We start from the raw sequence: 22,714 nt of genomic DNA, 5'->3' as shown, positions 1-22,714 counted from the left end.
TCGTCTCGCTTCGCTCGCTCAACGACCGGCGGGGGTGCCGAGGCCGAACGCGGCGCCCGCGGGGGCGACCGCACCGGCGTCCTGGTAGGGCGAGCCGGCGGTGAGGTTGTCGCCGCGGTTGGCGCCCGGGATCGCCTCACGGGCGGGGCGGTCGCCGTACTTCGCCTTCACGAGGCCGGCGTGCGTGGGCGCGTCTGGCACGTCCGCGGGGCGGTTCTTCTGCAGCTCCCTGCGCAGCACGGGGACGACCTCTCCGCCCAGGATGTCGAGCTGCTCCAGCACGGTCTTCAGCGGCAGCCCGGCGTGGTCGACGAGGAACAGCTGGCGCTGGTAGTCGCCGAACGTCTCGCGCATCGCGGCGTAGCGGTCGATCACCTGCTGGGGCGAGCCGACGGTGAGCGGCGTCATCTCGCTGAAGTCCTCGAGCGACGGGCCGTGGCCGTAGACCGGCGCGTTGTCGAAGTACGGGCGGAACTGATTCACCGCGTCCTGCGACTTCGCCGCCATGAACACCTGACCGCCGAGGCCGACGATCGCCTGCTCGGGCGTGCCGTGGCCGTAGTGCGCGTAGCGCTGGCGGTAGAGCTGGATGAGGCGCTGGTAGTGCTCCTTGGGCCAGAAGATGTTGTTCGCGAAGAAGCCGTCGCCGTAGTAGGCGGCCTGCTCGGCGATCTCAGGTGTGCGGATCGAGCCGTGCCACACGAACGGCGCGACGCCGTCGAGCGGACGCGGGGTCGCCGTGAAGCCCTGCAGGGGCGTGCGGAACTGGCCTTCCCAGTCGACGACGTCCTCGCGCCACAGGCGGTGCAGCAGGTTGTAGCTCTCGATCGACAGGGGAAGACCCTGTCGGATGTCCTTGCCGAACCACGGGTACACCGGGCCGGTGTTGCCGCGGCCCAGCATGAGGTCCATGCGACCGTCGGCGACGTGCTGGAGCATCGCGTAGTCCTCGGCGATCTTCACCGGGTCGTTCGTGGTGATCAGCGTCGTCGCGGTCGACAGGATGAGACGCTCGGTCTGCCCCGCGATGTACGCCAGTGTCGTCGTGGGCGACGACGACCAGAACGGCGGGTTGTGGTGCTCGCCGATGGCGAACACGTCCAGCCCCACCTCTTCGGCGTGCTTGGCCAGGGTCACGGCGCCCCGGATCTTCTCGGCCTCACTCGGGGTCTTGCCCGTCGTGGGGTCCTCGGTGATGTCGCTCACCGAGAAGATGCCGAACTGCATGCCCTGCCAGGTGGTGCTCTCGCTCACGATCGCTTCTCCGCTTCCCCTTTGTGAAGGTCTATGCAAATGAATGTATCTCGTGCAACGCGTGCGATCCAAACTTATTCCCCGGCGCCTCACTCCGCGTCGGCGAAGAGGCGCAGCATGTCGCGGGCGAGCTGATGGGGCGTCGTCTCGCAGGGCGCGTGCCCGGTCGGGTACGTCGCGACGCGTGCCCCGATCCGGGCGGCGTAGGAGTCGTGCTGCGCCTGCGGCCACAGGTCCTGCTCGCCGACGGCGATGAGCTTCGGGATGCCGGCGGCCGCGACCTCGTCCGTCATGTCGGGCGTCGCCATCATGAGTCCGACGACGTCGTCGATGCAGTCGCGTCCCGTGACGCCGAGACGCTCGCGCACGAAGGCGATCCGCCCGGGCGGCGTGCGGTTCAGGTTGTAGCGGATGCCCCACAGGATGAGTCCGGCCGCCCGGTGCGGCGACATGTCGGAGATCGGCCCGATGTGCTTGACGCCGCGGAACACCTGGCCGGTCGCCGGCGGCGCCGACATGAGCGTGAGGCTGCGGAACAGGTCGGGACGGGCGACCAGGGCGAGCTCAGTGATGACGCCGGCGAAGCTGTAGCCGAGCACGTGGGCGGGACCGCCGTCCTCGAGGATCGCGATCAGATCGTCGACGAACAGGTCGTAGTCGTAGTGCTCGCGCGGCGGCCGCAGGTTGTGGGGTCCGGCATCCACCGATCCGTAATGACCCGCAAGATCGTACGCCTCCACGCGGTACCCGGCCGCTGCGAACAGCGGGAACATGAGGACGAAGTCCTCCTTGGAGCCCGCCACGCCGGGGACCAGGACCACGCGCGGCGCGCCGGGGTCGCCGAGCCGCACACGTGCGAGGCCACCGCTCGGGGCGGGGAACACGTCCCGCTCGGTGCCGTCGGGGAAGACGTGCCAGTCGAAGTCGGGGAGGGCCTGGTCGCGCTGGAGCGCGTCGTCGATCGTCGTCATCGCGACTGCGACCTTACCGCTGCGGAAGACCGTCGAGCTCGTCCTGACGCGGCGCGTAGTCGATGTGCCCGCCCGCGGCGTCGAAGGCCTGCACGGGGTGCCGCGGCGTCCATGCCTCCCACCCCGGATCGCCGTCGACGACGAACGACACCCACGCGCCGTGCATCGCGTCGGCGAGCGCCTGCGGGCCGCCAGGACCGCCGATCGCGATCGCGTCGGGCTCAGAAAGCCGGTCGAAGACGAAGCCGAGCTCCATGACGTGCGCAGCGCCCAGCCGGTCGACCGGGCTCTTCCAGCGGAACTCGTACACCCATGTGGGCGCCGCGCCCGCCGACGCGCGACTGTCGGCGAAGCGCGCGATCGGCGCGCGCAGCAGCATGTCGGTCATGACCTCACCGAGCACCTCACCGGGCGACGCCTCGGGGCGGCGCGTGCGGTGTGCGCGCACCACGCGCGCGGGGACCCGGGCGACCAGGCGCGCGAGCGCGACGGTGAACCAGCTCGCCTTGTCGACCGCGCCCGAGGGGACGACCCAGAGGCGGTACTCCTCGCTCGTCGAGCCGATGAGGACGGGGATGCCCCGCCCCTGGCCCTCCAGCAGAGCGTCGAGCGGGTTGCGGGGCACCGCCTCGCCGCCGATCGTCAGCGCCACCGTCGGCCCGCCCCCGACCGGCGATCCGCCGGCGGCCACCTCGGTCTGCTGGGCGACCAGATCGTCGGCAGGCACTGCGGCGAAGGCGTCGCGCGTCGCCGGGATGCGCAGCCGCTTCGCGATCTCACGCGTCATGCGGCCGGACTTCTTCGGCGGCTGCGCGACGAGCGGTCCGGACTGCAGGATCGCCCTGTCGAACAGCTCCTTCGCGTGCGGCAGAGCCAGCAGGGCGGTCAGGGTGTTGGCGCCCGCCGAGTGGCCCACCACCGTCACGCGCGCGGGGTCGCCGCCGAAGGCGGCGATCTCGCGTCGCACCCAGCGCAGCGCCTCCTGCTGGTCAAGCACTCCGAGGTTCTGCGGCACCCCGTCGAGCACCGCGAACCCCTCCTGCCCCAGCCGGTACTGAATCGACACGAACACGATCCCGTGGCGCGCGAACCGCTCCCCGTCATAGGTCGGCAGGGCGGCCGCACCGCGGGTGAGCGCACCGCCGTGCACGAAGACGAGGACCGGCAGCGCCGCATCGGGCGCGCGGTCCGCGGGGCTCCAGACGTTCACCGTGAGGATGTCGTCACCGGGCACCGCGACCGACGCGAGGTATCGCGCGATCGCCGGGGTGTACGGCCGCTGCGGGGCGGTCGGCCCGAAGGCCGAGGCATCCCGCTCCCCCTCCCACGGCGCGACCGGCGCGGGGGCCCGGAAGCGCCGCTCGCCGACCGGCGGGGCCGCATACGGGATGCCGAGGAACCTGTCGAGCGCTCCCTCACGCGTGCCGCGCACGACGCCGGACGATACGGTCACGACGGGGCGCGGGACAGCACTCGTCGATCCGGCTCCGGGGGCGGCATCCGTCATGGCGATCCCTTCGGGCGGCACCCTCGGCACGCTCGTACTCAGACTCAGCCAGCGCCGGACCCGGTGTCAAGCGGACACGGCCGCCGGGCTAGTCTGGTCTGCGCCCGGAGGTGATGATGACCGGCAGCAGCGACCGGACCCCGGCGGCCGCCCCCACAGGGCCGATCGCCCGCTCGAAGCGACGCACGCCCTTCTGGGACAACGCCCGCTTCGCGTGCATCGTGCTCGTGGTGCTCGGGCACGCCGTGCAGCGGCTGACCTACGACTCCGACATCGCCCTGAGCCTGTACCTCGTCGTGTACGCGTTCCACATGCCGGCGTTCGCCATCATCTCGGGGTACTTCTCCAAGTCGGACGCCCCGACGAGGACGCAGATGGCACGTGTCATCACCGACATCCTGGTGCCGTACGTCGTGTTCGAGGGGCTGTGGACCCTGACGAAATGGCTCGTCGAGGGCCAGGCGAACCCGAACATCACCGAGCCGTCGTGGACGCTGTGGTTCCTGCTGGCGCTCGGCATCTTCCGCGTCGTGCTGCCGTACCTCGCCCTGCTGCGCTGGCCGCTGCTGTGGACCGTCGTCATCTCGATCGGCGCCGGCTACCTGCCGAACATCGACTCCACCTTCTCACTGTCGCGCACGCTCGGCCTGCTCCCGTTCTTCACCCTCGGCTGGTGGCTGCATGAGCACGACGTCGTCGCACGGATGCGCCTGCTCGCGCGCCGGCCGTGGTGGGTGTTCGCCGGCGGCCTGGGAGTGTTCGCTCTGGCCGCGTGGGCGGCCTGGTTCTTCGTCGACCGATGGCGAGACATGAACCTGCGGGAGTGGCTGTTCTACGACGAGAACTACGCCTCGATCGGCGGCACGCAGTGGTGGGCGGGCGGCGTGCGCCTGGCGCTGATGCTCGTGGCAGTGGTGCTGGCCACGGCGTTCTTCGCGCTGGTGCCGCGCGCGACGCACTGGTGGACACACTTCGGCCAGTACACGATGTACGTCTACCTGCTGCACTCGTTCGTGCTGTACCCGTTCCGCGAGAACGGCCTGCTGCGCAACGCCGAGCCGACATGGCTGTGGCTGCCGCTGGTGATCGCCGGGTCAGTGCTCATCGCCCTCGCCCTGGCGACGAAGCCGGTCCGGCGCGTCTTCCGGCCGCTCGTCGAGCCGCGCCCCGCCTGGCTCTTCGCCGACCGCACGCTCGCGCGCCGCGAGGGTCGTCGCAGCGATCCGACAGGTTCGCGGCGTCCGCGCGAGGAGCCGCGCGCCGTGCGCGGCAGCGGGCCGCGCCCCGATCCGCGGCAGAACGGCTGAGGCCGCGCTGAGGCATGCGGTGCCGGGCGGCCCTGCGCAGACCTGGACCGCCCGGCACCGCGGCTTGCGGCATCCGTCAGGAGAACAGCTGCGCCCCCACGTACGAGCCCGCCGCGGCACCGGCGGGGATCGCCCAGATGCCCGAGCCGACGTGGCGGATGTACTCGTTCATCGCGTCGGTCGACAGCGAGCGCTGCAGCGTCACGAACTGCTCGGGAGAGCGCTGGTACGACAGGAAGAACAGCCCCGCGTCGAGCCGTCCCAGCTCGTTGTTGCCGTCGACGAAGTTGTAGCCGCGCCGCAGGATCTGGATGCCCTTGTTGAACTCCGGGTGCGCCAGGCGCACGTGGCTCGTGACCGGGATCGCCGGCGTGCCATCCTTCGTCGTCGCGTCGAAGTCGGGGTCGGTGAACTCGTCGCCGCCGGACAGCGGGGCGCCGGGCCCCTTGTCGCGACCGATGATCGCCTCCTGCTCGGTGAGCCGGACGCGATCCCACGTCTCGATGAGCATCGCGATCTTGCGCGCGACCAGGTACGAGCCGCCCGCCATCCAGGCGGGATCGTCGGATGCCGCCACCCACACGCTCTCGTCGAGCGCGGCGTCGTCCGTGGCCAGGATGTTGACCGTGCCGTCCTTGAAGCCGAAGAGGTTGCGCGGCGTCGACTGCGCCGCCGTCGTGCGCGACGTGCGGCCGAAGCCCAGCTGCGACCAGCGCAGTCTCGCCCGGCCGAAGGCGATGCGGCTGAGGTTGCGGACGGCGTGGACGGCGACCTGCGGGTCGTCGGCGCACGCCTGGATGCACAGGTCGCCTCCGGAGTGCTCCGGGTCGAGGTCGTCGCCGAGGAACACCGGGAGCTTCTCCAGCTGCGCCGGGCGCCGCGCGGCGATGCCGTAGCGGTCGCCCTCGTCGTTCTCGAAGAGGCTGGGGCCGAAGCCGAACGTGATCGTGAGCCCGCTCGCGGCGAGCCCCTGCGCCTCGCCGGTGTCGTCCGGCGGCGCCTCGGGCGATCCGCCGACGGCCCCGGTGGCGCTCACGTCGAGCCCCTGCGTCATGCGCGAAGCCGCGTACGACCAGTCCTGCAGCAGGGCGATGAGGTCATCGCGGTCGGTGCGGGCCATCATGTCGAACGAGGCGAAATGCAGGTGGTCCTGCACGGGCGTCGTGATGCCCGCCTGGTGCGCGCCGAAGAAGTCGTAGGCGGATGCCGCGGCCTCCGCCTGCTGCGCGCGCCCGATCGCCGCGGCGGTGGCCGCCCCCGCACCGGCGCCGATCGCGAGGCCCGCGGCGCCGGCTCCGAGCGCCAGTCCGAGCAGCCCGCGGCGCGAGACGCCTTCTTCGCCGGTCACGCCAGGACGGTGTTCGTGAGCTGCGCGAGCGGCTCGGCGAGCGCGTTGATGAGGTCGGTCAGCGCGCGCTTGTCTTCGTCGGTCAGCTCCGTGTAGGCCACGAAGCCGGCGTCCAGCGAGCCGTACTGCGCGAGCGCCGCCTCCAGGTCGGCGTAGCCGCCGTCGATCTCATCGGCGAGCGCGGCGCCGTCGTCGCCCTGCGCCTCGGCGAAGTCGCGCACCAGCGAGAACGCCATCTTCGAGCCCTCGACGTTGGCGGCGAAGTCCGACAGATCGGTGTGCGACCACCAGTCCTCCTCGCCCTGGATCTTGCCGGTGGCGACCTCGTCCAGCAGCGCGATGGCGCCGTTCGAGATGCCGCCGATGCCCTGGTCGGCGAGCACGGCCGAGAAGTCCTCGCCGTGGACGTAGTCGTACAGCTCCTGCACGTCCGCGATCAGCTGGTCGCCGTAGGCGGCACGCTCCTCGGTCGTCGACGGCGCCCAGTCCTGCCAGGCCGGCGTCTCGCCGTCTGCGTTGAGAGCGCCTTCGGCCGGCACCCACAGGTCCTTCTCGATGCGGTGGAAGCCGGTCCAGTCGAGACCCTCGGCGACGGCATCCACTTCTCGGTAGTCGATGCGGGGATCCAGGTCGCCCAGCGCCTCGGCCACCGGCTCGATGCGCTCGTAGTACGCGCGCACCTGCGGGAACTGCGTGCGCGCGGCCTCGTCGTCGCCCGACTCGTACGCGGCCACGAAGTCCGAGACGGCGGGCACGAGCTGCCCGACCTGGTCCTTCACGAACGCGGCGTACAGGTCGACGGCCTGCTGCTTCTGCTCGGCATCCTCGCCGGTCAGCGCGACGGCGTCCCCCGAGACGGTGAACGCGGCGCGACCCACGCCGTCGCCGGTCATGCCGGGCTTGCAGACGGTGAAGTAGTCGCCGGGCTGAGCGACCAGCGTCAGCGTGCGCGACGTGCCCGGTGCGATGTTCTCGACTTCGCCGACGATGCGCAGGCCGTCCTCGGCCAGCAGGTAGAACTCGGTCACGTCGTCGCCGTCGTTGCTCACGTCGAAGGTGAGCGTGCCGCTCGTGGCCGCGTCACCCGACACGTCGCACGCCGAGGCGGTGGACGACACGGTCAGGGCGTCGGTGGCAGCGGCGTCGCTCTTGGCGACACAGCCCGACAGGGCGAGGGCACCGAGCGCGGTGACGGCGAGGGCCGGGATCAGGCGGCGGACGGTCATGCTTCTCCTTGCGAGGACAGGACAGGGTTCGATGACGAGACGGCGACGGTCTCGGTGCCCGCCGGCTCGACGGAGGGGACCGGGGATGCCGGCGCGGACGCGGATGCCGTCGTCGCGGCCTTGCGCGGCGCGAAGAACTGACGGCGCGCCCAGACGGCGCCGACGACCGCGACGTACAGGACCCACGCGACGACCTGGACCCACGACATGCGCGGCATGAACCCGACCGTCGCCTGCAGCACGGTCGCGAGGACCGACCCGGGCGGGATCGCGCCGGTCACGTCGAAGGCCCAGCCGAACGGGAAGGCCGCCCAGCCGACGAGGACGGCGCCGGTCGAGGGATCCACGGGAGCCGCCTCCGTGAACGGGCCCGGGAGGACCCCCGCCTCCTGCAGGTCGTGGATCGCGTAGGCGAGCACACCGGCGGCGACGATGATCAGGAATCCGCCGGTCCAGGCGAAGAAGCGGCGCAGGTCGAGCTTGAGCATGCCGCGCGCGAGCAGCCAGCCGAGCACCACGGCGACGGCCAGGCCCAGCAGGGCGCCGGCGAGCGCGACAGGCGCATCGCCGAACGACTGCACCATCGACCACAGCAGCAGCGTCGTCTCGACGCCCTCGCGGGCGACCGACACGAAGCCGATCGCGACGAGCGCCCACAGGCTGCCGACCGCCAGCGCCCGGTCGAGCCCGCCCTCGAGCGACCGCTTCATCGTGCGGGCGGTCTTCTGCATCCAGAAGATCATCCAGGTGACCATCGCGACCGTGAGGAGCGACAGCGTACCGCCCAGGATCTCCTGGCCTTGGAAGGTCAGCGTGTACGACCCGAAGGTCAGCGTCGCGCCGATCGCGACGGCGAGGGCGACGGCGAGGCCGATGCCGACCCACAGCCGGGGCAGCACATCGCGGCGGCCGAGGCGGGTGACGTAGGCGACGAGGATGCCGACGACGAGCGCGGCTTCGAGGCCTTCACGCAGGCCGATGAGGAAGGTGGCGAGCAAGGGGATTCCTGAGGTTCGTGCAGCTGAGCGGCGCTCCGTCGCACCCGAGCGCACCCGGGACGTCGATGAGACGACGTCCATCGTAAGGTGAGCCTTACCTATGACGCTACTCGACCAGCTGTCCGGTTGTCCATTCCGTCGACCGCGCGGCTGTAACGCTCGGCCAGCACTCGCAGATGAGGCACCAATTCCGCCGGAGAATCCACCGTGAAGTCCATGCCGAGCATCCCGATGTAGGCCGCGATCGTCTCGAGGCTGTCCGCCCCCGTGACCAGCACCGAGGTGTCCGGATCGATCGCTTCGACGACGCCGACAGTGGGGTTGATCCGCGCGATCACGCGCTCCGCGGGCGCGGCGATCCGCAGCCGGGCGTGGACGTTCCAGCCGGCGGCGGCGATCGAGCGCAGCGCGAAGGCCGTGAAGTCGCCGCCCGGGACAGGGAGGGGGTCGAAACGTCGACGTGTCGGCATCCGCGGTTCGATCCAGTCGAGGCGGAACGTCTCCCACTCCCCGCTGTCAGGGTCGCGCGCGACGAGGTACCACCGTCGCTGCCAGCTCAGCAGCCGGTACGGCTCGACGCGGCGCGGTGCGCCGCGGTCGTCGAACCGGAGCCACTCCCCCGCATGCACGGCCTGCGCGACGGCGCTCAGCACCGCGGGATCGACCTCGGGATCGGGCGCATCGGTGCCGATGTTCTCGGGCCCGCTGTCGACCGTCGCCGCGACCGCGTCGACGGTCGGGCGCAGGCGCTCGGGCAGCACCTGGAGCAGCTTCGTGAGCGCCCGGGCGCCGGCTTCGTCGACCCCTGCGACGCCGCGCGCCACCCGCAGGCCGATCGCGACGGCGACGGCCTCTTCGTCGTCGAGCAGCAGCGGCGGCAGCTTGGCCCCGGCGGCCAGCCGATACGACCCCGCGCGCCCGCGCTCCGCCTCGACCGGGTAGCCCAGGCCACGCAGGCGTTCGATGTCGGTGCGGATCGTGCGCACCGATACGTCCAGGCGATCTGCCAGCTCGGGTCCTGACCATCGCGGCCGGCTCTGCAGCATCGCCAGCAGCGCCAGCCGACGCTCCGAGGTGCCGATCATGCCAGCCTCCGAGAAGTCGATAAAACAGGAAGAAACTCTACCTGATTCGACCGTAACGTCGAAGACATGAACACCGCAACGACCCCCAGCGCCGGCATCCGCTCCTTCCGCATCGACGTGCCGCAGGCCGATCTCGACGACCTCGCCGAGCGGCTTTCGCGCACACGCCTGCCGCAGCCCGCGCCGTCAGACGACTGGCAGTCGGGGACGCCGAACAGCTACCTCGCCGAGGCCGTCGAGCGGTGGCGGGGCGGTTTCGACTGGCGCGCTGCCGAGGCCCGCATGAACGAGTTCCCCCACTTCACCACCGAGATCGACGGGCAGAACATCCACTTCATCCACGTGCGCTCGCCGCATGAGAACGCGACGCCGCTGATCCTCGCGCACACCTACCCCGGCTCGTTCGTCGACTACCTCGACGTGATCGGTCCGCTCGTGGACCCCGTCGCATTCGGCGGACGCGCCGAGGACGCCTTCGATGTCGTGGTGCCCGACGCCCCGGGGTTCGGGTTCAGCCAGCCCGTCACCGAGCCCGGCTGGACGATCCCGCGCGTCGCCGCCGCGTACGACGTGCTGATGCGCCGCCTCGGGTACACCTCGTACGGCATCCACGGCAGCGACAACGGCGCGATGGTCTCGCGCGAGCTCGGACTGCTGAACCCCGACGGGTTCCTGGGCCTGCACGTCCTGCAGCTGTTCTCGTTCCCGTCCGGCGACCCTGCCGAGTTCGAGAACCTCGCCCCGCAGGACTACGCCGGCCTCGAGCACATGCAGTGGTTCCAGTCGGTGGGCGCCTACAACACGATGAACGCGGCGCGCCCGCAGACGATCGCCGCGGCGATCTCGGACTCGCCCGTCGGACTGCTCGCCTACTCGGAGCTGTTCAACTCGTTCGGCAACGGCACCGCGCTCGTCCCGCTCGACGCGATCCTGACCGAGGTGAGCGTCACGTGGTTCGCGAACGCGTCCGCCGGGATGAGCCGCGCGTACCGCGAGAACGCGGTCGCAGACATCGAGCCGCGAGTGAGCGACGCGCGCACGGGCGTCGCCGTGTTCAAGGACGACTTCCAGACCATCAAGGTCTTCGCCGAGCGCGACAACACGAACGTCGTCCACTGGAGCCGGTTCGAAGAGGGCGGCCATTACGCCGCGCTCGAAGTCCCCGAGCTCGTCGTCGGCGACATCCGCGCGTTCTTCGCCGGCGCGTGATCGGCTGACCGCGGGATGCCGGGGCTACGGCCGCGAGGCCGGGCCCCGGCTTAACCCGGAGCAACAATCGAGCGGATGCCGCGGCATCCGCCTACCCTCGCCTCATGACCGACCTCACCCTGCCGATCCTCGACCTCTCCCGGCTCGACGCGGGGCCCGAGGCCGCCGCGCAGTTCCGCGACGACCTGCGGGCCGCGACGCACGACGTCGGCTTCTTCTACCTCACCGGTACCGGCGTCACGCCCGAGCTCGAAGCGCGCCTTCACCGCGCGGCCCGCGACTTCTTCGCACTGCCCGAGGCCGAAAAGCTCGCGATCGAGAACGTCAACAGCCCGCACTTCCGCGGCTACACCCGCATCGGCGGCGAGCGCACGCAGGGCAAGGTCGACTGGCGCGAGCAGATCGACATCGGGCCCGAGCGCGAGGCGGTCACCGATCCGGAGGCTCCCGACTTCTCACGTCTGATCGGGCCGAACCTGTGGCCCGACGCGCAGCCCGAGCTGCGTGAGGTCGTCTCGGAGTGGCACGACCACCTGTCCGGCGTCGCGCGCAAGCTGCTGCGCGCCTGGGCGCTGTCGCTCGGTGCGCCCGAGAACTACTTCGACGAGCACTTCGGCGAACCGTCGACGCTCATCAAGATCGTGCGCTACCCCGGCAAGGAGGACCCCACGCCCCAGCAGGGGGTCGGTGCGCACAAGGACTCCGGCGTGCTGACGCTGCTGTGGGTCGAGCCGGGCAAGGGCGGACTCCAGGTCGAACGTGAGGAGGGTGCCACGGGGGAACGACACTGGGTCGATGCTCCCCCGGTGCCCGGCGCCTTCGTCGTCAACATCGGCGAGCTGCTCGAGTACGCCACGCAGGGCTACCTCATCGCGACGAAGCACCGCGTGATCTCGCCGGCGTTCCCCGACGACCGCATCTCGGTGCCGTTCTTCTTCAACCCCGCGCTCGACAAGCGCCTGCCGCTCATCGAGCTGCCCGCCGAGCTCGCGGCGCAGGCGCGCGGGGTCACGCAGGATCCGGCGAACCCGATCCACGCTCTCTACGGCGAGAACGCGCTGAAGTCCCGGCTGCGCGCCCACCCGGACGTCGCGGCCATCCACCACGCGGACCTCGTGGCGGCACGGGCGGCCGGCTGACGCGGCATCCGTTCAGCCGACGACGGCGCCCCACTCCCGGGGGTCGACATCGGCGACCGACTCGGTGAACACCCAGGTGCGTCCGCTGAAGTCCACGCAGGTGAACTGGCGCTCGCCGTAAGGGAACTCCTCGATTCCGGATGCCTCGAACCCGGCAGCGTGCGCGCGCTCACGGAGTGCGCCTACGTCGCCCACGCGCAGCATGACGTGATCGGAGCCTGTGGCGGGCGTTCCCCGCACGATCGCGATCGCCGAGTCGTCGCCGACGGCGAGCTGGGCGCGATGCGTGCCGGCGCGCCAGCGCAGCGTGAACCCGAAGGCGGCGCCGAGCCGCTCGACCGCCTCTTCGACGTCGGGGTAGGCCAGCACGGGGACGATCACGCCGCGCGGCATCGAACGGTTCGCCAGCATGGCCGTCATGGTAGTCCGGCATGAAGTGCGGCGACAGCGCCCTCGTCAAGGGGGTCGTGGCCGTCGTCGCGCGGGCATAGCTTCGCCGGCATGAGCGACGTCACGATCTTCGCGCCGTCCCCGACGCTCACCGTCACGGTGGAGGAGCACGACGGCGACCCGGACATCCACCTGCACGCCGGCGGCCAGGGCGTCTGGCAGGCGCGCATGCTGCTGCGGCTGGGAGCGTCGGTCACGATGTGCTGCACGCTGACCGGAGAGATCGGCGGGGTTCTGCGCCACCTGCTCGAGGACGAGGGGTTGACGGTCGCAGGTGTCGAGCGTCCCGGGAAGGGGTCCGCCTACCTGCACGATCGCCGCGGCGGTGACCGCGACATCATCGCCGAGACCGAGGGCGAGCCGCTGGCACGGCATGACCTCGACGAGCTGTACAGCGTCACGTTGCGCGAAGGCCTGGCATCCGGCCTGGTGATCCTCAGCGGCCCTTCAGGCGATCAGGCGCTTCCTGCCGACACCTATCGGCGCCTGGCATCCGATCTGCACGAGGGCGGGGCCGCTGTCGTCGTGGATCTCGCCGGCGACCGACTCGAGGCGGCCGTCGCGGGCGGCGTGGACGTGCTGAAGGTCAGCGACGAAGAGCTCCGCGCCGACGGGCTCGTCTCCGACGACTCGCAAGCCGCCCTGCTGTCGGCGGGGGCGGCGCTCAGCCGGTCACCGGGCACGTCAGCCCGGACGGGCTCGCCGCCCTGGCAGAGCCCGAGCCCGAGGCCGATGCGGAGGCGCCGCGATGACCCGGACGCTCATCACGAATGACGACGGCATCGACGCGCCGGGCCTGCACGCCCTCGCACGCGCAGCGCAGGACGCTGGGCTGGATGTGACCGTCGCCGCTCCGATGCGGCAGTCCAGCGGCACGAGCGCCTCGATCGTGGCCGCCGAAGAGGACGGCCGCATCGCGATCGAGCGACGCGAACTGCCCGGTCTGGACGGGGTCGCCGCCTTCGCCGTGCGCGGCGGACCCGGCCTGGTGGCGCTGATCGCGGCGCACGGCGCCTTCGGCGACCCCGCCGAGCTCGTGCTGTCGGGCGTGAACCACGGTGCGAACGTCGGGCGTGCGATCCTGCACTCCGGAACCGTCGGCGCCGCGCTCACGGGCGGCCTCAACGGAGCATGGGGCGTCGCGGTCTCGCTCGACGTCGGCATGAATCCGGTGGAGTTCCACTGGGATGCCGCGGCCTCCGCCGCGGTGGGCCTGCTGCCGTTCGTGCTCGAGCAGGCCCGCGGTTCGGTCATCAACGTGAACGTTCCGAATGCGGCCGACAACCGCGGTGCGGTCGAGGCCGCTCTGGCACCGTTCGGCATCGTGCAGACGACGCTGTCGGAGCGCGACGTCGGGCATATCAGGCTCGCGGTCGAGGACCTGCCCAACCACCCCGAGCCCGGCACCGACGCCGCACTGCTGGCCGAGGGATGGGTCACCGTCACCGGCCTCGACGCGGTGTCGGCCCGACCGCTCGGGTTCGCGCGGGTGGCGGCATCCCGTCCCGGATAGGCAGAAGGCCTCCCCACACCGTGGGGAGGCCTTCTCAAGAATGTTTTGCGCGATTGAACGCTGGTCGATGCCTTATCGACGGAGACCGAGGCGCTCGATGAGCGAGCGGTAACGGTTGATGTCGATGTCCTGCAGGTAGCCCAGCAGGCGACGGCGCTGACCGACGAGCAGGAACAGACCACGACGCGAGTGGTGGTCGTGCTTGTGCTCCTTGAGGTGCTCGGTGAGGTCCTTGATGCGCTGCGTCAGCATCGCGACCTGCACCTCGGGGGATCCGGTGTCACCGGGGTGCGTCGCGTACTCTTCGATGATCGCCTTCTTGACGTCTGCTTCCAGTGCCATAGGTGATCCCCTCTCTGCTTGTTGCGCGGTGCCCGTCACCCGATGTGCGAGCTCTCTTTCTCCGCGGCCGATCCAACGGCAACCTGAAGAGTCTACCAGTAGGCTCGTCCAGTGCAGTACACCGTCCGCGTCAAGCCCGGGAGCCGGCGCGGACCGCTGGTCGAGACCACCGACGACGGCCTCGTCGTCCACGTGAAGGAGCGTGCCGTCGACGGCGCCGCCAACGAGGGCGTCGTCAGAGCGCTCGCCGAGCACTTCGGCGTGCCGCCCCGCGACGTCACGATCCTGCGCGGCCACACCGCCCGCATCAAGCGCGTCGAGGTCGACGAGTGACCGCGGCCGGCGAGCATCGCAGTCACTTCATCGACCTGCGACCGTTTCGCACCAGCCCGGCGTTCACGCGCATGTGGATCGGATCCACCCTGGCGGGGCTCGGCGGCCAGCTCACGATCGTCGCGATCATGCTGCAGATGTACGACCTGACCGGGTCGACCTTCGCCGTGTCGATGATCGCGGTCGCCGGGCTGCTGCCGATGATCGTCGCCGGCATCTACGGCGGAATGCTCGCCGATGCGTTCGACCGGCGCGCAGTCGCCCTGATCGCGGCGACGGTCACCTTCGGATCCACGGCGCTGCTCGCCGTCCTCACGTGGACGCAGCTCGAGTCGGTGTGGTGGCTGTACGCGCTCAGCATCGTCAACTCCGCCGCGAATTCGATCGTGCTCGCGACCCGTCAGGCGATCGTGCCTCGCCTGCTTCCCCGCGAGCTGCTCGCCGCGGCATCCGCCCTCGGCGGCATCACCGTGGGGATCATGGTGATGGCCGGGCCCGCGCTGGCAGGCGTGCTCGTCGCGCTCACGGGCTACGCCTGGACCTACACGCTCGACGTGATCCTCATGACCTCGCTGTTCCTGGGCCTGTGGACACTCCCCCGCCTGCGACCCGAGGGCGTCATCGTGCGCCCCGGGCTGGAGTCCCTGCGCGACGGCTGGCAGTTCCTGAAGCGGGCCTCGAACATCCGCCTGCAGTTCATCCTCGACATCACCGCGATGACGTTCGGGCAGCCGCTGTCGCTCTTCCCCGCGATCGGCGCCGTGCTGCTCGGCGGCGGCCCCATCACGACGGGTGTGCTCACCGCGTCGGTCGCCGCCGGCGCCTTCGTCTCGAGCCTGTTCTCCGGCCGCGTCGGCGCGGTGCGGCGGCAGGGCGTCGGCATCGAACGGGCCATCATCGTCTACGGCGGTGCGATCGCGGCGCTCGGCCTCGTGCTCGGAGCCGCGGCCCTCGGCTGGTTCGCGCCACCGGGCGTCGACGCGAACACCCCCAACCTGGTGCTGATCGGCGCTGCATGCCTGGCGCTGGCGGTCTCGGGCGCGGCCGACAACGTCAGCTCGATCTACCGCAACACGATGGTGCAGGCCGCGGTGCCCGACAGCATCCGGGGCCGCCTGCAGGGCATCTTCATCGTGGTGGTCGCCGGCGGTCCGCGCCTGGGCGCCCTCTACGCCGGAACCCTCGCGACCCTCACCGCGCTGTGGTTCCCGCCGCTCCTCGGCGGCTTCCTGATCATCGGGATCGTCGCGACGCTGGTGCGCCTGAGCCCCCGCTTCCGCGCGTACGACGCCGAGAACCCCGTGCCCTGATCCGCGGACTCCGCGACCGGGCGACGCCGCGACCCCGTAGCGAGGCGGTCGCGCGTCGGCGGATTTCGGACGTCGCATCCCGGTGACGGCGCGCGGCACGGAGGGCGCGCGTAGCGTGGCCCCGTGACCTCGACCTCTCCCACCGCAGCCGTCGGCGCGACACGTGCACCTTCGCCGACCTGGATCACCGTCCAGTTCGTCCTGGCCGGGATCGTGTGGGGCTCGAGCTTCCTCTTCATGAAGGTCGCGCTCACCGGGATCTCGCCGGCGCAGGTGGCCTGGACCCGCATCCTGCTGGGCACCGTGACACTCGGGATCCTCGTGCTCGCGCGCCGCGAGCACCTCTCGCGCAGCGTGCGCGTGTGGGGTCACCTGCTGGTGCTGGGGATCACGTTCTGCGTCGTCCCGTTCCTGCTGTTCTCGTGGGCGCAGCAGCACGTCAGCTCAGGCGTCGCGAGCATCTTCAACGCGACGACGCCGATCATGACGGCGATCATGGCCTGGCTCGTGTTCCGTGTCGAACGTCTCAAGGCGATGCAGGTCGTCGGCATCGGCGTCGGCATCCTGGGCGTGATCGTGATCATCGCGCCGTGGCAGGGGCTGTCATGGGACGGCAGTCTCATCGCCGAGCTCGCGATCCTCGGTGCGACCGCCAGCTACGGCTTCAGCTTCGCGTACATGCGTCGATTCGCGTCGAACACCGGGATGTCCGCCCTCGCGTTCACGTTCGGCTACATCGCGATGGCCGGGCTCGTGATGGCGCTGCTCACGCCGTTCCTCGTGCTCACCCCGGTGCAGCTCGACGTTCCGATCGTCGTGAGCCTCGTGCTGCTCGGGTGCCTGGGCACCGGCATCGCCTACGTCTGGAACCAGAACACGGTGAGAGCGTGGGGACCCACCCGCGCCTCGACGGTGACCTACATCACCCCGGTCGTCGGAGTGGTGCTGGGCGTGCTGATCCTCGGCGAGACCGTGAGCTGGAACGAGCCCGTCGGCGCACTCGTCGTGTTCCTCGGCATCCTGCTGGCCCAGGACCGCCTGCGCCGACGGCCGCGGACCGCTCCCGCAGGCGGTGGCGCCGTCACCGCTTCCCGGCGGGCTGGCGGATCGCGACGTTGATGCGGTTCCACACGTTGATGGTGCCGATCTCCAGCAGCAGCGCCGACAGCTGGCGCTTGTCGAAGTGCGCCGACACCTCGGCCCACAGCTCATCCGGCACGGCGTCTGCGGTGTCGGCGGCGCGAGTCAGCGCCTCGGTCAGCGCCAGCGCGGCACGCTCGCGCGCGGTGTAGTGCGGCGCGTCGCGCCAGGCCGCGACCCCGAACACACGCTCCTCGCTCGCACCGTCGGCCCGCAGCTCCTTCGCGTGCTCGATGGTGCACCAGCTGCAGCCGTTGATCTGGCTCGCGCGCAGATCCAGCAGGTGCATCAGCTCCTCCGGCAGATCCGTCGAGCGGGCCACCTTGCTGAGACCGGTGAGGGCGTCGAATCCGCCGTCGAGCAGGAAGGCCGGGTGCGGCATCCGCGCGCTCGCCGACACGGGCTGGGCGAGTTCGGGGGCTTCAGTCGTGATGGTCATGTCAGACTCTTTCGTCGTCGGTGTCACACCGCCGCGGTTCGGACGGTCATACAGATGACCCGTGACACGAGAGGAATGTGACATGACCGATCAAGAATCTCTGGCGATGCGCTTCGAGGAGCACCGGCCGAGACTGGTGCGGCTCGCCCAGCGCATGCTCGGCTCGACCGCCGAGGCCGAAGACGTCGTGCAGGACGTGTGGCTGCGGATCTCATCGGCTGGCGCGGACGGCATCGACAACTTCGGCGGCTGGCTGACCACGATCGCGTCGCGCGCGTGCCTCAACGTGTTGCGCTCGCGCGCGACCCGCGGCGAAACGCCGCTCGACGACGGCATCGCCGAGCCGGTCGTCGAAGCAGACCGGCGCGGTGCCGACCCACTCGACGATGCGCAGCTGGCCGATGCCGTGGGCGCCGCCCTCATGCTCGTGCTCGACCGGCTGTCGCCCGCCGAACGAGTGGCGTTCGTCCTGCACGACTCCTTCGACGTGCCGTTCGACCAGATCGCCGAACTGCTCGACCGCTCCCCCGGCGCCGTGCGTCAGCTCGCCAGCCGCGCCCGACGGCGCGTGCGGTCGGCCGACACGTCAGGAGGCGCGGCCTCCGATCGCCGCCCCGTCGTCGATGCGTTCTTCGCTGCCGCCCGCGCCGGCGACTTCGACCGGCTGGTCGCGCTGCTGTCACCCGATGTCGAACTGCGCATCGACGGCGGGCTGTCGGCGACATCGATCGTGCGGGGCGCGGCCGCGGTGGCGAGCCAGGCGCTCCTGTTCGCGGCGCCCGCCGCACTGCTCACCCCGGTGCTGGTCGACGGGCTGCCCGGGGTCGTCGTCATGATCGACGGCCGCGCCGTCTCGGTCATGGCGTTCGATGTCGAGGGCGACCGCATCGCGGTGATCGACGCGTTCGCCGGACCTGAGCGAGTGGCCGAGCTGTCGCTGCCCTGACCCGCGCACAATGAGAAGAGTGGATGCCTCGGGCCGAGGCATCCACTCTTCGAAAGGCTCTGCGATCAGGCGGGCTGGTGGGCGCCCTGCAGGTCGAGCGTGATGGTGATGTCCTTGCCGACCAGGACGCCGCCGGTCTCGAGCGCAGCGTTCCAGGTGAGACCGAAGTCCTCGCGGTTCACGACGGTCTTGGCGGTCGCGCCGGCCTTGTAGTTGCCCCACGGGTCGACACCGAAGCCGCCGAACTCGAGCTCGAACGTGACGGGCTTGGTGATGCCGCGGATCGTGAGGTCGCCGTCGACGAGGAAGTCGCCGTCCTCGACGCGGGCGCCGGTCGAGCGGAACTCCATGGTCGGGTGGTTCTCGACGTCGAAGAAGTCGGCCGAACGCAGGTGGTTGTCGCGCGCCTCGTCCTTGGTGTCGACCGACGTGACGTCGACGCTCGCCTCGACCTTGGCGTCCAGCGGGTTCTCGGGGGCGGTCAGGGTCGCGCTCTTGACGCCGAAGGTGCCGCGCACCTTCGAGATCATCATGTGGCGGACGCTGAACGTCACCTCGCTGTGGGCGGGGTCCAGCACCCAGGTGCCGGTGCGGTAGCCGGGGATGTCGATCGTCGTGGCATCGGTCATTGGTTCTTCCTTCGTGTCAGTGGGGGTCGCTTGCGGCGACGGGCACAAGGGCTGTAACGGCCTGCATCAAATTCTATTCCCATGCATGAACTCGCCTCGCGCCGGCGTTCTGCGCCGGACGTCACGGGTCGCGGCGCCACATTCCTGTTGCGGCGCATCAGATCGGGTGCGCCGCAACAGAGAACTGCAGCCCGTCGGTACGGCGGGGCGCGCCTGCACGACGAGAGGGGCGGATGCCGCGGCATCCGCCCCTCCGGGACGATCGGGGTCGACCCGCTCAGCCGACCTTGATGAGGTCGATGACGAAGATCAGCGTCTTGCCGCCGAGGAAGTGGCCGCCGGCCGGACCGTAGGCGAGAGCAGGCGGGATCACGAGTTCGCGACGGCCGCCCTCCTTCATGCCGGGGATGCCGTCCTGCCAGCCCTGGATGAGGCCGCGCAGCGGGAACTGGATGCTCTCGCCGCGGTTCCACGACGAGTCGAACTCTTCGCCGGTCTCGTACTCCACGCCCACGTAGTGGACGGTCACGGTGTCGCCGGGCTTGGCCTCGGCGCCCTCACCCACGACGATGTCGCGGATGACGAGTTCGGCGGGCGCGGGGCCCGCGGGTGCGTCGATCTCGGGCTTGGTGCGGTCGTCAGTCATGCCACCATCCAACCATCCCCGGCACGCGCACGCAGTGCAGGTTCGCCGTCAGGGGAACCGGACAGTCGCTCTTGACACCCGCGCCGGGAACCCGGCATCCTGGTGGCAGATCAGCTCAGCGCTCGGGAGTCACGCAGGCATCGCCGCGGCACCGAGCGCTGAGTTCGTCTGCAGGCGCCTCGTCCCGTCGAGCGGCGGGCGGTCTACGGCGCGAACATGGCGGCGCGCGTCGCCACGATCCGCTCCAGCAGCTCGTGCTCCTGAGCCGCCGCGAGCGGATCGCGACCGGTCAGCGCGCGCTGGCGGGTCGCGGCGAGCGCGGTCGCGTCCGCGATGAAGCCTCTCATCAGCGGGCGGCGGTCGCCGCGCAGCGTCTGCGCCCACGCCATCGCCGCCTTGCGGCCCGCCGGCGTGGCGAGCATGTCGACCTCTTGCGTTGTGAACCAGCCTGCCGCGGCGTAGTCGCCGAGGCGGCGGCGAGTCAGTCGCGCCTCTTCGCGCCGCAGACCGATGATGCCGAGGATGAACCCGATGAACAGGGGTACCTGGAGCGTCACGTACAGCACGAAGAAGTCGCCGAACATCGCCGAGCCGTTCCAGAACGCGTGCAGCGCGATGGCACCGGCGAGCCCCATCAGCCAGGGACCGACGGCCTGCCCCGTCGCGAGGCCGCGGCGCGCCGCCAGACCGAGCGCGAACCCGGTGACGCTCGTGAACATGACGTGTGCGAACGGCGACAGGATGCCGCGCAGGAAGAAGGTCTCGGTCGTCTCGATCGCGCCGCCCTCGATGAGGCTGACGGCGAAGTACTGGATGTTCTCGGTGAACGCGAAGCCCGCGCCGACCAGCGCGCCGTACACGACGCCGTCGACAGGTCCGTCGAACGAGCGGCGGGCGATCGCGAAGATGAGGAAGACCCCGAGTCCCTTCGCGAACTCCTCGACGACCGGTGCCTGCACCACCGTCTGCAGCACCTCGCCGGCCCCGGTGCGCACGCCGAGGACGGCGGTGAGCACGACGTCCACGCCGAGCGCGATCCCGACCGCGGCGATCGCCCCCCATGCGACGGCGAGCAGCAGCAGACCCCGGGGCTCCGGCTCCCAGCGGTCGACGAGGCGCACGGCGAACCAGACCCCGACGAGGGGGACGAAGGCGAGCACCATGCCGATGAGGGATGCCGCGGGGCCCAGGGCGTTGAGGAAGTAGCCGACGAGCGCCACGAGCACCAGCACCAGCACGCCGACGATCCAGATCGCGGCCGTGCTGCGGCGCCGCGGTGCGCTCGCCGCGGCAGGGACGGGTGCGTACGAGGTCGCCGACGGCGTGATCGTCGCGGGGGCGGCGTAGTGCGGCTGAGCGAACGGCGAGGCGAACTCGGGCGGCGTGAGCGAGGGCCGCGAGGACGCGGCGCCGGGATCAGGCGTCATGCGCTCAGCCTACGGGGACCACCGCGCCGCGACGCGCACGGCCCCGGCGACTGTGGACGGCGCGGCGCATGCGGACGACACCGGCGCGGGGCGGTCCGAGTAGGTTGGGGGCATGCGCTTCGCCCACGTCGTCCCGCCCGGAAGCGCCGAGCCGAGACTCGTCCTGGTGACGGGCGACGACGGCGTGTTCGTCGACGAGCTGTTCGATGGCGCTCCGGCGACCCTGGAGCAGCTGATCGCCGGCGGCGACGGCCTGCTCGCGCAGGTTCGGGATGCCGCCGGCCGGGGCGTGCGGCATCCACTCGACGATGCCCGGTTCGCCTCGGCCGTGCTGGCCCCGCCCGTCATCCTGGCGATCGGCCTGAACTACGCCGCGCACTCCAGCGAACTGGGGCTCAAGACCGACTCGACGCCCACCGTCTTCGTCCTCTGGCCGAACTCGCTGGCCGGCCACGACGGCACCACCGCGTGGCCGCGTTCGCTCAGCGAGTCGGTCGACTACGAGGCCGAGCTCGGCGTCATCATCGGCACGCCCGCCAAGGACGTCGACCCCGAGCACGCGCTCGACCACGTGTGGGGCTACACGGTCGTCAACGACATCACCGCGCGTGACATCCAGTACTCCGAGGCGCAGTGGTCGCGCTGCAAGTCCTTCGACGGCTTCACGCCGACCGGCCCGTTCGTCGTCACGCGCGACGAGATCCCCGACCCGCAGGCGCTGCACATCTGGACCGTGCTCGACGGCACCACGCTGCAGGACGCCACCACGGCGCAGATGGTGCGACCGGTCGCGACCCTGGTCTCGCACCTGTCGCGGTCGGCGACGCTGCTGCCGGGCACCCTGATCTCGACGGGGAGCCCCGGCGGCGCCGGCTACTCGCGCGACCCGCAGGTGTTCCTGCGCGACCGCTCCACCGTCACCGTGGGGATCGACGGCATCGGCGCGCTGACCACGCACTGCCGCATCCTGGATTGACGAGGGATGCCGCCGGCCACGGCCGCACGCAGACGACGAAGCCCCTCTCCTGACGGAGAGGGGCTTCGTGCACGTCAGCGCATCACTCGCAGGTGATGTACGTGCCGTCAGTGAGGGGGTAGGTGCCCGGGTCGAGGCCCTCGCACAGCGCGTTGTGCGCGTTCATCACCATGATCGGGATCGTGATCGCCAGGATGATGCCCGCGATGATCGTGAGGCCGATGAAGACCCACCCCAGGATGATCGCGACCTTCGCGGGGGTGTTGGGAACGCCGGCCGCCTTGCTCTGCGAGCGCGCGACGTAGCCCAGGATCAGGCCGATCAGCGACGCGAAGAAGACGACGACGAGCGCCACGATGCCGAGCGTCTTGCCGGGCACCGGGGCGCCGGGCGCTGCGGCGCCGTAGGGCGCGGGCGGGGCCGCCGCGTAACCGGGCGCCGCGGGGGCGCCGTAGGCGGGAGCGGCCGGGGCGTCATACGCCGGCGGGGCCGGCGGGACCGCGCCGTAGGCGGGGGCGG

At 70.9% G+C, this 22,714-nt stretch carries 24 protein-coding genes; 10 read left to right on the top strand and 14 right to left on the bottom strand.

Annotation, left to right across the window (positions count from 1 at the left end):
- Positions 1-18: 18 nt before the first annotated feature.
- From IF188_RS18390 to IF188_RS18380, 3 genes are all read right to left on the bottom strand, one after another.
- Positions 19-1,227, bottom strand: coding sequence for an LLM class flavin-dependent oxidoreductase (locus IF188_RS18390; protein WP_191173336.1), 1,209 nt, complete (start codon positions 1,225-1,227; stop codon positions 19-21).
- 116 nt (positions 1,228-1,343) lie between these two features.
- Entirely contained in the window at positions 1,344-2,225 is an 882-nt protein-coding gene (locus IF188_RS18385) for an alpha/beta fold hydrolase (protein ID WP_191173263.1), read from the bottom strand.
- A 13-nt stretch (positions 2,226-2,238) separates the two neighbouring features.
- Positions 2,239-3,732 (bottom strand): carboxylesterase/lipase family protein, encoded by a 1,494-nt coding sequence (locus tag IF188_RS18380; protein ID WP_191173262.1) that lies wholly within the window; start codon positions 3,730-3,732, stop codon positions 2,239-2,241.
- 116 nt (positions 3,733-3,848) lie between these two features.
- Here IF188_RS18380 and IF188_RS18375 point away from each other — a divergent pair, with 116 nt between their 5' ends.
- Positions 3,849-5,039: an acyltransferase family protein gene (locus tag IF188_RS18375; RefSeq protein WP_191173261.1), complete on the top strand. Its 1,191-nt coding sequence runs from the start codon at positions 3,849-3,851 to the stop codon at positions 5,037-5,039.
- Positions 5,040-5,115: 76 nt separating this feature from the next.
- Here the strand turns inward: IF188_RS18375 and efeB are convergent, their stop codons facing one another.
- From efeB to IF188_RS18355, 4 genes are all read right to left on the bottom strand, one after another.
- Complete coding sequence (efeB, locus tag IF188_RS18370; RefSeq protein WP_191173260.1) at positions 5,116-6,387, bottom strand: iron uptake transporter deferrochelatase/peroxidase subunit; 1,272 nt, start codon at positions 6,385-6,387, stop codon at positions 5,116-5,118.
- Positions 6,384-7,613, bottom strand: coding sequence for an iron uptake system protein EfeO (efeO, locus tag IF188_RS18365; RefSeq protein ID WP_191173259.1), 1,230 nt, complete (start codon positions 7,611-7,613; stop codon positions 6,384-6,386). The genes efeB and efeO overlap by 4 nt, the downstream gene beginning before the upstream one ends.
- Positions 7,610-8,611 (bottom strand): iron uptake transporter permease EfeU, encoded by a 1,002-nt coding sequence (efeU, locus tag IF188_RS18360; protein WP_191173258.1) that lies wholly within the window; start codon positions 8,609-8,611, stop codon positions 7,610-7,612. The genes efeO and efeU overlap by 4 nt, the downstream gene beginning before the upstream one ends.
- Positions 8,612-8,709: 98 nt before the next feature.
- The gene (locus tag IF188_RS18355; protein WP_191173257.1) at positions 8,710-9,696 is read right to left on the bottom strand and encodes a helix-turn-helix transcriptional regulator; all 987 of its coding nucleotides are present in this window, start codon (positions 9,694-9,696) and stop codon (positions 8,710-8,712) included.
- Between the two features lie 66 nt (positions 9,697-9,762).
- Here IF188_RS18355 and IF188_RS18350 point away from each other — a divergent pair, with 66 nt between their 5' ends.
- Both IF188_RS18350 and IF188_RS18345 read left to right on the top strand, forming a co-directional pair.
- Positions 9,763-10,905, top strand: coding sequence for an epoxide hydrolase family protein (locus IF188_RS18350; protein ID WP_191173256.1), 1,143 nt, complete (start codon positions 9,763-9,765; stop codon positions 10,903-10,905).
- 104 nt (positions 10,906-11,009) lie between these two features.
- Complete coding sequence (locus IF188_RS18345) at positions 11,010-12,044, top strand: isopenicillin N synthase family dioxygenase (RefSeq protein ID WP_191173255.1); 1,035 nt, start codon at positions 11,010-11,012, stop codon at positions 12,042-12,044.
- A gap of 12 nt (positions 12,045-12,056) precedes the next feature.
- On the opposite strand, the gene IF188_RS18340 is transcribed toward IF188_RS18345, so the two are convergent.
- Positions 12,057-12,455, bottom strand: a complete 399-nt coding sequence (locus IF188_RS18340; RefSeq protein WP_191173254.1) for a VOC family protein — start codon at positions 12,453-12,455, stop codon at positions 12,057-12,059.
- A 90-nt stretch (positions 12,456-12,545) separates the two neighbouring features.
- On the opposite strand from IF188_RS18340, the gene IF188_RS18335 reads away from it, so the two are divergent.
- A complete protein-coding gene (locus tag IF188_RS18335) occupies positions 12,546-13,268 on the top strand; it encodes a PfkB family carbohydrate kinase (RefSeq protein ID WP_224752126.1) in 723 nt (240 codons plus the stop codon).
- Positions 13,243-14,007: a 5'/3'-nucleotidase SurE gene (gene surE, locus IF188_RS18330; RefSeq protein WP_191173253.1), complete on the top strand. Its 765-nt coding sequence runs from the start codon at positions 13,243-13,245 to the stop codon at positions 14,005-14,007. The genes IF188_RS18335 and surE overlap by 26 nt, the downstream gene beginning before the upstream one ends.
- Positions 14,008-14,079: 72 nt before the next feature.
- Here the strand turns inward: surE and rpsO are convergent, their stop codons facing one another.
- The gene (gene rpsO / locus IF188_RS18325; protein WP_005048780.1) at positions 14,080-14,349 is read right to left on the bottom strand and encodes a 30S ribosomal protein S15; all 270 of its coding nucleotides are present in this window, start codon (positions 14,347-14,349) and stop codon (positions 14,080-14,082) included.
- 111 nt (positions 14,350-14,460) lie between these two features.
- Between rpsO and IF188_RS18320 the strand changes: the two genes are divergently transcribed.
- The 3 genes from IF188_RS18320 to IF188_RS18310 all read left to right on the top strand — a co-directional run bounded on the left by IF188_RS18320 (position 14,461) and on the right by IF188_RS18310 (position 17,111).
- Positions 14,461-14,682, top strand: coding sequence for a DUF167 domain-containing protein (locus IF188_RS18320; protein ID WP_191173252.1), 222 nt, complete (start codon positions 14,461-14,463; stop codon positions 14,680-14,682).
- Positions 14,679-15,992, top strand: coding sequence for an MFS transporter (locus tag IF188_RS18315; protein WP_191173251.1), 1,314 nt, complete (start codon positions 14,679-14,681; stop codon positions 15,990-15,992). Before IF188_RS18320 ends, IF188_RS18315 begins: the two co-directional genes overlap by 4 nt.
- 123 nt (positions 15,993-16,115) lie before the next feature.
- Complete coding sequence (locus tag IF188_RS18310; protein ID WP_191173250.1) at positions 16,116-17,111, top strand: DMT family transporter; 996 nt, start codon at positions 16,116-16,118, stop codon at positions 17,109-17,111.
- Here IF188_RS18310 and IF188_RS18305 read toward each other — a convergent pair.
- A complete protein-coding gene (locus IF188_RS18305) occupies positions 17,074-17,571 on the bottom strand; it encodes a carboxymuconolactone decarboxylase family protein (RefSeq protein WP_191173249.1) in 498 nt (165 codons plus the stop codon). The genes IF188_RS18310 and IF188_RS18305 overlap by 38 nt on opposite strands.
- A gap of 82 nt (positions 17,572-17,653) precedes the next feature.
- Here IF188_RS18305 and IF188_RS18300 point away from each other — a divergent pair, with 82 nt between their 5' ends.
- Positions 17,654-18,517, top strand: a complete 864-nt coding sequence (locus tag IF188_RS18300) for a sigma-70 family RNA polymerase sigma factor (RefSeq protein WP_191173248.1) — start codon at positions 17,654-17,656, stop codon at positions 18,515-18,517.
- A gap of 65 nt (positions 18,518-18,582) precedes the next feature.
- Here the strand turns inward: IF188_RS18300 and IF188_RS18295 are convergent, their stop codons facing one another.
- From IF188_RS18295 to IF188_RS18285, 3 genes are all read right to left on the bottom strand, one after another.
- Positions 18,583-19,146, bottom strand: coding sequence for a YceI family protein (locus IF188_RS18295; protein ID WP_191173247.1), 564 nt, complete (start codon positions 19,144-19,146; stop codon positions 18,583-18,585).
- A 277-nt stretch (positions 19,147-19,423) separates the two neighbouring features.
- Complete coding sequence (locus tag IF188_RS18290) at positions 19,424-19,792, bottom strand: FKBP-type peptidyl-prolyl cis-trans isomerase (RefSeq protein ID WP_191173246.1); 369 nt, start codon at positions 19,790-19,792, stop codon at positions 19,424-19,426.
- 203 nt (positions 19,793-19,995) lie between these two features.
- On the bottom strand, positions 19,996-21,219 hold the full coding sequence (locus tag IF188_RS18285) for a PrsW family intramembrane metalloprotease (RefSeq protein ID WP_191173245.1): 1,224 nt from the start codon (positions 21,217-21,219) through the stop codon (positions 19,996-19,998).
- A 112-nt stretch (positions 21,220-21,331) separates the two neighbouring features.
- On the opposite strand from IF188_RS18285, the gene IF188_RS18280 reads away from it, so the two are divergent.
- Positions 21,332-22,195, top strand: coding sequence for a fumarylacetoacetate hydrolase family protein (locus IF188_RS18280; protein ID WP_191173244.1), 864 nt, complete (start codon positions 21,332-21,334; stop codon positions 22,193-22,195).
- An 82-nt stretch (positions 22,196-22,277) separates the two neighbouring features.
- Here IF188_RS18280 and IF188_RS18275 read toward each other — a convergent pair.
- A partial coding sequence (locus tag IF188_RS18275) for a DUF4190 domain-containing protein (RefSeq protein ID WP_224752125.1) occupies positions 22,278-22,714 on the bottom strand: 437 nt, incomplete at its 5' end.

This window comes from Microbacterium helvum (genome assembly GCF_014779795.1).
Taxonomy (GTDB): domain Bacteria; phylum Actinomycetota; class Actinomycetes; order Actinomycetales; family Microbacteriaceae; genus Microbacterium; species Microbacterium helvum.
This window is presented reverse-complemented; position numbering and strand designations above follow the sequence as displayed.

Coding starts and splice junctions, on each gene's coding strand:
- IF188_RS18390 (WP_191173336.1), bottom strand. CDS start 1,227: ATGCAGTTCGGCATCTTCTCGGTGAGCGACATCACCGAGGACCCCACG.
- IF188_RS18385 (WP_191173263.1), bottom strand. CDS start 2,225: ATGACGACGATCGACGACGCGCTCCAGCGCGACCAGGCCCTCCCCGAC.
- IF188_RS18380 (WP_191173262.1), bottom strand. CDS start 3,732: ATGACGGATGCCGCCCCCGGAGCCGGATCGACGAGTGCTGTCCCGCGC.
- IF188_RS18375 (WP_191173261.1), top strand. CDS start 3,849: ATGACCGGCAGCAGCGACCGGACCCCGGCGGCCGCCCCCACAGGGCCG.
- efeO (WP_191173259.1), bottom strand. CDS start 7,613: ATGACCGTCCGCCGCCTGATCCCGGCCCTCGCCGTCACCGCGCTCGGT.
- IF188_RS18355 (WP_191173257.1), bottom strand. CDS start 9,696: ATGATCGGCACCTCGGAGCGTCGGCTGGCGCTGCTGGCGATGCTGCAG.
- IF188_RS18350 (WP_191173256.1), top strand. CDS start 9,763: ATGAACACCGCAACGACCCCCAGCGCCGGCATCCGCTCCTTCCGCATC.
- IF188_RS18345 (WP_191173255.1), top strand. CDS start 11,010: ATGACCGACCTCACCCTGCCGATCCTCGACCTCTCCCGGCTCGACGCG.
- IF188_RS18340 (WP_191173254.1), bottom strand. CDS start 12,455: ATGCTGGCGAACCGTTCGATGCCGCGCGGCGTGATCGTCCCCGTGCTG.
- IF188_RS18335 (WP_224752126.1), top strand. CDS start 12,546: ATGAGCGACGTCACGATCTTCGCGCCGTCCCCGACGCTCACCGTCACG.
- surE (WP_191173253.1), top strand. CDS start 13,243: ATGACCCGGACGCTCATCACGAATGACGACGGCATCGACGCGCCGGGC.
- rpsO (WP_005048780.1), bottom strand. CDS start 14,349: ATGGCACTGGAAGCAGACGTCAAGAAGGCGATCATCGAAGAGTACGCG.
- IF188_RS18305 (WP_191173249.1), bottom strand. CDS start 17,571: ATGACCATCACGACTGAAGCCCCCGAACTCGCCCAGCCCGTGTCGGCG.
- IF188_RS18300 (WP_191173248.1), top strand. CDS start 17,654: ATGACCGATCAAGAATCTCTGGCGATGCGCTTCGAGGAGCACCGGCCG.
- IF188_RS18295 (WP_191173247.1), bottom strand. CDS start 19,146: ATGACCGATGCCACGACGATCGACATCCCCGGCTACCGCACCGGCACC.
- IF188_RS18290 (WP_191173246.1), bottom strand. CDS start 19,792: ATGACTGACGACCGCACCAAGCCCGAGATCGACGCACCCGCGGGCCCC.
- IF188_RS18285 (WP_191173245.1), bottom strand. CDS start 21,219: ATGACGCCTGATCCCGGCGCCGCGTCCTCGCGGCCCTCGCTCACGCCG.
- IF188_RS18280 (WP_191173244.1), top strand. CDS start 21,332: ATGCGCTTCGCCCACGTCGTCCCGCCCGGAAGCGCCGAGCCGAGACTC.